The sequence below is a fragment of the Novosphingobium sp. genome (assembly GCF_036733805.1).
In the GTDB taxonomy this organism is placed as follows: domain Bacteria; phylum Pseudomonadota; class Alphaproteobacteria; order Sphingomonadales; family Sphingomonadaceae; genus Novosphingobium.
Window position 1 is genome coordinate 20,969 of sequence record NZ_DAIMZT010000040.1, and the last position, 6,545, is coordinate 27,513.

Sequence of the window (6,545 nt, forward strand, 5' to 3'; positions counted from 1 at the left end):
CGGGTCATGCTCCCGTGATACGGGTCGTGAAGGCGATCCAAGCGGGCGTGATCGCCAGCAATTCGACAATCACGTGCGAAAGCGTCACGATTAGGAAAATCGCCACGGTTGCCGGGTGAATACGGCCCAACTCGCTACGGTCGTGGCGCATGACCAGCCCGACCACGCCAAGCTGGATCGCCAGCGAAAGCCATTCGCCCCAGGGCAGGATCAACGGCATAGGAAGAACACGGCCCAGCGCCGGGTCCATCAGCAGCACCGTCGATCCTATCATCAGGCGCTTATGCCAGTCGCTCCGCTGGCGTTGTGCGATGGCGGTGGCGACGGTCGCCGCGAAGAAAGCGCCATCCACGTGCACCAGAGCGAGGAAATAGGGCGCCGTGAAGAACTGCGGAAAAATTCTCGCATGGATGGCCGCCAGGCAAGTCATGCTGGCCAGCACAACGATCAATGGGACCATCACGGCACTGGCCCATCCCAACCGGCGGTGCAGGCCCAGCCCGCCGCGTCCGGCGAGTAATGCTTGCGTCGTCAGCAAGGTCAGCCACGCCAGCATTACGACGGCATGCAGATGCATCACAATGGGCGCATGCACATAGTCGACCATGCCCCGCAGGCCGAACTGAGCAAATCCGAAAACGATAAAGGCGGAGATGCCGATCGCCATCTTCGCCCAAAACGAAAGACGCACGATGCGCGTCTCGCCAATTGTCGCCACTTTTCTCTCCACCCACGTTGCAGTGGGAGAATAGCGGTGTCGCGAATTAAAAGAAATATGCTTTAGCGATGTTATTTTAAACCGATAAGCGTCCATTCTTCTTCATCGCGGACCGCAACCCCTCGTCTTTCCAGATCGATCAGATGCGCCAGCACGGATCGTCCGGCGGCGGGCCAGAGCCTTTCATCCACCCCTTTGTACATCTGGGGCACCATTTCGGCGATGCGCGTGCGGCCGGCTTCGATCTGGCGCAGGATCTGCTTTTCGCGCTGGCGACGATGGCCGATCATCCCGCGCACGAGTTGTCGCGGCTTTTCAACGGCGGCGCCGTGCGCGGGATAATAGACGGTGTCCTGCCCGCGGTCATAAAGCTTTTGCAGGCTCGCCATATACGCGGTCATGTCTCCATCGGGCGGAGATATCACGCTGGTCGACCAACCCATGACGTGGTCTCCGGTGAACAGCGCCCCGGTCTCGCTTAGCGCAAAGCACAAGTGGTTGGACGTGTGGCCGGGCGTGGCGACGGCGCGCAGTGTCCAACCCTCACCGTCGATCGCTTCTCCGTCCGTCAGCACGAGGTCCGGGCGATAGGCGTCGTCGAAAGCGGCATCAGCGCGGGGGCCGTCATCCTCGAGCGTCAGCGGCGCGCAGCCGATGATCGGCGCCCCGGTGCGGGCGGCGAGCGGCGCGGCGCCGGGCGAGTGATCGCGATGCGTATGCGTGCAGGAGATCGCCCTCACCTTGGCCGCGCCGATTGCGCTCAACAAGGCGTCGAGGTGTTCGGCCTCGTCCGGTCCGGGATCGATCACCGCAACATTGCCGGCATCGCCGACGATATAGGTCTGTGTGCCGGTGTATGTGAAAGGGGAGGGGTTGCGGGCGAGAACGCGGCGCACGAGCGGTCCGATCTGCTCGGCCACGGTATAGGGTTGATCGATGTCCCGGATAGCGTCCATGAATGCGATATGGTTGCTGCCGGGCCGCCTGTCGAGGATATCGTCGCGCGCCGTCTCAGCTGACGAGGCGCCGTTCGATCCTTTCGCGCAGGCGTTCTACCGCGCTGGACCGGCCCTGTTCCGTCAACCGCCAGCTCTGGTCGAGCCGCAGCAACCGCTCGTAGAAGCGACGGGTAGCCTCCACCAGACGGATGACGGGCGGTTCGAGCAAGGCAAGCTGTTTCGGTTCCGAACGGTGCATGTCGGGAGAGAGGCGGCCATGGCGGCGTAGCTGCAATTCATTGATCTCGCCCATGAAATAAGCGCGGTGATTGAGCAGCCAAGCGATCGCATGCATCATTCGCGTGGTCGTGCGCAGGCCTTCGCTGGAAAGCGCGATGCGTGTGAGGTCTTCATCCGTGCCGGCGCATTCCAGTCTGCCGGAGAGGGTGAAGGTATGACGCACTTCATCGGACAGGATGAGCGCTTCGCAATAAAGAGCTTCGATAATGCGAGGGTTTATGGCGACCGGTTCGGACATTGCCGTTCCGATATTTCCCATGTGCGATTCGACGGCAACTATCGTTGGTTAAAAATGCCGGGCAAAAATATCCGCTGTCCCCGATCGGAACGGTTCATTGTGAACACAAGGCCGCCTGTTCAAGCTGCGTTTCGCTCGCTCTCCAGGCCGGCATTCAAGCGATGATGTCGGGGATCAGGTAATCCTCGATCTGGGTGATCTGATCCTTCAATTTCAATTTGCGTTTCTTGAGGCGGGCGATCTGCATCTGGTCTCCCGAGCCTGACGCAAGGAGCGCGTCAATTGCCGCGTCAAGATCCCTGTGTTCAATCTTCAGCATTTCCAGGCGTTTTCGCATTTCCTCTTCGGTCACGCCGGAATTCCTCATCTGATTGGGGCACCGCGTTTCACGATGCCGGAGGCACTGTACGGGCTGGTCCTACTGGGCGCAGGAGGCACGCGCTTTACCGAATATGTAGCAATCATACTCTTCGCAAGACGGCCTGAATATGGTTCCCTCCATTTCGCGCCGGATCAGAACAGCCGAGTCGCCAGTCCGGGCGTTCGGTATCGTGTCACGAAGACGCTTCCGGCTCCAAAAGGAGGAACCATCCATGGATAGTTCGCACGTCAGCGCCTTGCAGCTCAAACATGCCGGTATCGAACGGCAGATCCATGCCGAGATGAGCCGCCCAATGCCTGATGCCGCGTTGATCCAGGCCCTCAAGAAGCGAAAGCTCAGGATCAAAGAGGAGATCGTGCGGAACTGACCGCGGATTTCGATTAAGCGATATCGACCGAACACGCTGATTTCTCGGTTTCGCTGCGTTCCCAAGGCGCATTCTTTGGGGTACGTGCTAAGGAATGACCAGCGGAGCCGTAGCAGCAGCACGAAACATCCTGACGCGCCTTCACGAGGTGATGGCTTCGCGCAGCCATGCGCAAGCGAAGCTGAACACTGTGGTGGAAGTGATCGGCCAATGCCTCGATAGCGAGGTCTGCTCGATCTATCTCCTGCGTGAAGGGATGCTGGAACTGTTCGCGACCCGCGGCTTGGCGCAAGAGGCCGTGCACGTCACCCGCATGGCGGTGGGCGAAGGGTTGGTCGGCACGATTGCCGATAATATAGAGACGCTCAACCTTGCCGAAGCGGCTGCCCATCCGGACTTTTCCTACCGCCCGGAAACGGGCGAGGACAAGTTTCATTCGTTCGCGGGCGTTCCGATCGTGCGTCGTGAACGGGCCGTCGGCGTGCTTTGCGTGCAGCATGTGGAGCCGCGCCGGTACGAGGAAGTCGAGATCGAGGCATTGCAGACCGTGGCGATGGTGCTCTCTGAACTGATCGTCAACGCCGACTTGATCGACGAAGAGGACGCGCGCGCTTTCGGCGCGGCTCAGACCGGGCCGGAACAATTGCGCGGACTTACCCTGGTCAAGGGCCTTGCGTCCGGCGTCGCGGTATTTCACCAGCCGCGCGTCACTATCGAGCATGTCGTCGCCGAAGATACCGAGGCTGAGCGCCAGCGCGTGATCCTGGCGTTCGAGAAGATGCGCGAGCAGATCGATCGCATGGCCAACCAGGCGGAGTTCGGCCTTGGCGGCGAACATGAGGAGGTGCTCGATACCTATCGCATGTTCGCTTACGACGAAGGCTGGACGCGGCGAATAAACGAGGCGATCGATTCCGGCCTGACTGCCGAAGCGGCGATCGAGCGCGTTCAGCAGCGCACCCGCATGCGCATGCGCCAGATCGACGATCCGCTTCTGGCTGATCGCATGCACGATCTGGAGGATCTGGCGAACCGCCTGCTGCGGATCGTCTCCGGCCAGATCGGCACGGCCGCCGCGATGGGCCTGCGAAACGACGCGATCCTGATTGCGCGGAACCTGGGGCCGGCTGAATTGCTGGAATATGATCGGCGGCGGCTGAAAGGCGTGATCCTTGAGGAAGGCTCGCTGACCAGCCATGTCGTGATCGTCGCACGGGCCATGGGCGTTCCAGTGCTGGGCAGGGTGCGCGGCCTTCGCGGCGTGGTGAGGGAAGGCGATCTGCTTTTGCTGGACGCCGATCACGACATGGCGACGGTGCGCCCTTCGGCTGGCGCGATCGAGGCGTTCGAAGCCCGCTTCGCCAAGAGCCGGGAACGCCAGGCCGCTTACGCAGCGCTGCGCGAGGTGCATCCGACCTCGCTTGACGGGCAGCGCGTGCAAGTGATGATTAACGCGGGCCTGCGGGACGATGTGGCCAATTTAAGCCTGACCGGTGCCGATGGGATCGGCTTGTTTCGCACCGAGTTCCAGTTCCTGGTTTCGGCCACGCTGCCTCAGCGGGAGCGCCAGACACGACTTTATCGCGATGTCATGGACGCAGCGGGGGATAAGCCGGTGGTGTTCCGCACGGTGGATATCGGTGGCGACAAGACTCTCCCTTACCTGCGTCATGACGATGGTGAGGGAGAGGAGAATCCGGCGATGGGCTGGCGTGCGCTCCGGGTGGCGCTGGAGCGCGACGGCTTGTTGAAGGCGCAGGCGCGCGCGCTGCTGGAAGCGGGGGCGGGGCGTACATTGAATGTCATGTTCCCGATGGTGGCCGAACCTTGGGAGTTCGATGCGGCCAAGGCAGTGTTCGACAGGCAGCTGGCCTATCTGCGCGGGCAGAAGAAAGTATTGCCCGAAGCCATCCGCTATGGCGTCATGCTGGAAGTGCCGGCGATTGCCGAGCAGCTCGACCTGCTGGCGCCGAAAATCTCCTTCCTCTCGATCGGCACAAATGATCTTACGCAGTTCCTGTTCGCGGCGGATCGCTCCAATCCCAAGCTGGCAGAACGTTATGATTGGCTGAGCCCCGCGATTCTGCGTTTCATCCGCCGGGCAGTGCGGAGCCTGGAAGGCTTCAAGGTCGACATCAGTGTTTGCGGCGAGATGGGCGGGCGGCGGCTGGAGGCGCTGGCGCTGCTGGGCATGGGCATCCGGCGCATGTCGATCACGCCCGCCGCGATCGGCCCCATTAAGGAGCTGGTCGGCAAGGTCGACTTGCGCGAGATTGGCGCCGCCATGGAAGGCTGGCTGGCATCTCCGCCGGAAGATCTGCGCGCCGTGTTGACCGAGTGGGCGACGCGGCGGGACATTCAGGTCGATTGAACGTTCGGACCAGCGCGGCGAACATCGCGCGCGTCTGTTGCAAAAGTGGCGATATTTTGAGTTATCGCGTGGGGTTGCAATTGACTTTGGATATCTGGACGTCTTGGTTATGAACGCCAACAAGTGCAAATACCGATACCCTTCGGGAGCCGAATGGAAAGCACAGACGATCTGGGAGAGGCCGGCCTTTCATTGACCGCCGGCGGCATCTTGCGTTCCGCGCGGGAAGCCGCAGGTTTGAGCCGTAGTGACATTGCCTCACGAACCAAAATTGCCGAACGCCATCTTCTCGCCATAGAGGAGAACCGCTTCGGCGACCTGGCGGCGCGGACTTATGCGGTAGGTTTCGCCCGTGCCTATGCGCGGGCGCTGGGGCTTGACGAGGCGGAAATTGCGGCCATCGTGCGCGCTCAACTGGACGCTGAGGATACCGGTCGTATCGAGTTGGCGCCAAGTTTCGAACCGGGCGATCCGGCGCGGGTGCCGCCGGTACGGTTAGTGTGGTTCGCCGGGGGCGGCGCCGTCGTGGTGGTCGCGCTGTTGCTGATGTTCTGGGGCAGCTTCCTCTCGCCGCAAGGCAAGCTGCCCGACCTGCTGCCCACTAATGCACCCAAACCGGTCGCGAGCACTCCTTCGTCTGGGGCACCGGCACGATCGGCCCCGTCCTCTCCGTCCGCTGCCGGCCTGGTGGTGCTCACGGCGACGGAGGATCATATCTGGGTGTCCGTCACGGATGCGGGCGGAGCGCGGCTTCTGGAGAAAGAGCTGGCCAAGGGCGAAAGCTGGACCATGCCGGCGGGCGTGCAGGCGCCGAAACTGCGTACGGGACGTCCCGATGCATTGCGTGTGACGGTTGGCGCCACGGCCATTCCACCGCTAAGCCAACGGCCGCAGACGGTCTCCAACATTTCGCTGGCCGCGCCTGATCTTCTGGCCCGTCTCCGGTCGGCCGCCACGTCCACGCCTGGTGCAGCTCCGTCGGCGGCAAGAGCGAACCCGGCGCCTTTTCCTGCGCCGACCGATGCGGCCCGTCCCGCAACTGCCCCGGCCGTGCCGTCCAAGCGCGCGGCGACAGGGCCCAGCGCCATCCGTCCGAGCGCGCCCATGAGCGAAAGCGCAAGCGCCGATCCGGCGCCGGCGGCCGCTCCCGCCAGCCCGCGACCATCGGGGGCGGCCGAACCGCTTTCCACGGTTTCGAACTAGTTGCCCTCGACAGAGAGGGGGTGCTTGC

At 62.4% G+C, this 6,545-nt stretch carries 7 protein-coding genes; 3 read left to right on the forward strand and 4 right to left on the reverse strand.

Translation table 11 applies throughout. The features are described 5' to 3' along the window. Nucleotides 1-4 precede the first annotated feature (4 nt). From V7D69_RS10615 to V7D69_RS10630, 4 genes are all read right to left on the reverse strand, one after another. Nucleotides 5-718, reverse strand: coding sequence for a hypothetical protein (locus V7D69_RS10615; protein ID WP_324064545.1), 714 nt, complete (start codon nt 716-718; stop codon nt 5-7). 71 nt (nt 719-789) lie between these two features. Beyond that, nucleotides 790-1,674: an MBL fold metallo-hydrolase gene (locus tag V7D69_RS10620; protein ID WP_333605770.1), complete on the reverse strand. Its 885-nt coding sequence runs from the start codon at nt 1,672-1,674 to the stop codon at nt 790-792. A gap of 55 nt (nt 1,675-1,729) precedes the next feature. After that, the gene (locus V7D69_RS10625) at nt 1,730-2,194 is read right to left on the reverse strand and encodes a DUF1465 family protein (RefSeq protein ID WP_333605771.1); all 465 of its coding nucleotides are present in this window, start codon (nt 2,192-2,194) and stop codon (nt 1,730-1,732) included. Between the two features lie 154 nt (nt 2,195-2,348). Further along, nucleotides 2,349-2,546, reverse strand: a complete 198-nt coding sequence (locus V7D69_RS10630; protein WP_324064462.1) for a YdcH family protein — start codon at nt 2,544-2,546, stop codon at nt 2,349-2,351. Between the two features lie 241 nt (nt 2,547-2,787). On the opposite strand from V7D69_RS10630, the gene V7D69_RS10635 reads away from it, so the two are divergent. The 3 genes from V7D69_RS10635 (at nt 2,788) to V7D69_RS10645 (ending at nt 6,517) form a co-directional block, all read left to right on the forward strand. Further along, entirely contained in the window at nt 2,788-2,943 is a 156-nt protein-coding gene (locus V7D69_RS10635; RefSeq protein ID WP_324064463.1) for a YdcH family protein, read from the forward strand. A 94-nt stretch (nt 2,944-3,037) separates the two neighbouring features. Further along, nucleotides 3,038-5,314 carry a phosphoenolpyruvate--protein phosphotransferase gene (gene ptsP / locus V7D69_RS10640; protein WP_333605772.1) on the forward strand — a complete coding sequence of 759 codons (2,277 nt, stop codon included), beginning with the start codon at nt 3,038-3,040 and terminating at the stop codon, nt 5,312-5,314. Between the two features lie 153 nt (nt 5,315-5,467). After that, nucleotides 5,468-6,517 carry a helix-turn-helix domain-containing protein gene (locus V7D69_RS10645; RefSeq protein ID WP_324062580.1) on the forward strand — a complete coding sequence of 350 codons (1,050 nt, stop codon included), beginning with the start codon at nt 5,468-5,470 and terminating at the stop codon, nt 6,515-6,517. Nucleotides 6,518-6,545 lie beyond the last annotated feature (28 nt).

Coding starts and splice junctions, on each gene's coding strand:
- V7D69_RS10620 (WP_333605770.1), bottom strand. CDS start 1,674: ATGGACGCTATCCGGGACATCGATCAACCCTATACCGTGGCCGAGCAG.
- V7D69_RS10625 (WP_333605771.1), bottom strand. CDS start 2,194: ATGTCCGAACCGGTCGCCATAAACCCTCGCATTATCGAAGCTCTTTAT.
- V7D69_RS10635 (WP_324064463.1), top strand. CDS start 2,788: ATGGATAGTTCGCACGTCAGCGCCTTGCAGCTCAAACATGCCGGTATC.
- ptsP (WP_333605772.1), top strand. CDS start 3,038: ATGACCAGCGGAGCCGTAGCAGCAGCACGAAACATCCTGACGCGCCTT.
- V7D69_RS10645 (WP_324062580.1), top strand. CDS start 5,468: ATGGAAAGCACAGACGATCTGGGAGAGGCCGGCCTTTCATTGACCGCC.